Raw genomic sequence first — 259 nt, 5'->3', positions numbered from 1 at the left:
CGGAGTGCTCAACGGCAACCTCTACCTCAAGGGCGGCGGCGATCCGAAACTGAACATGGAGAAGCTCTGGCTGCTGATGCGCGACCTGCGCGCCAATGGCGTGACCAAGGTCACAGGTGACCTGGTACTCGACCGCAGCTACTTCAACATCCCGCAGTTGCCGGTATTCAACGACGACGGCGGCGACGACACCAAGCCGTTCCTGGTCGGTCCGGACTCGCTGCTGGTCAACCTGAAGAGCGTGCGCATGGTGGTGCGC

1 protein-coding gene is annotated in these 259 nt (G+C 62.5%); it reads left to right on the top strand.

The features are described from left to right. Nucleotides 1-259: D-alanyl-D-alanine carboxypeptidase (locus tag ACLJNW_RS26285; protein ID WP_410961519.1), on the top strand; the 259-nt coding region annotated here is incomplete at both ends.

Origin of the sequence: Salmonella sp. SAL4457 (assembly GCF_046548235.1) — a bacterium.
Lineage (GTDB): Bacteria > Pseudomonadota > Gammaproteobacteria > Enterobacterales > Enterobacteriaceae > Salmonella > Salmonella enterica.
The sequence above is the reverse complement of the archived record's forward strand: the minus strand, read 5'-3'. Positions and strand labels throughout refer to the sequence as shown.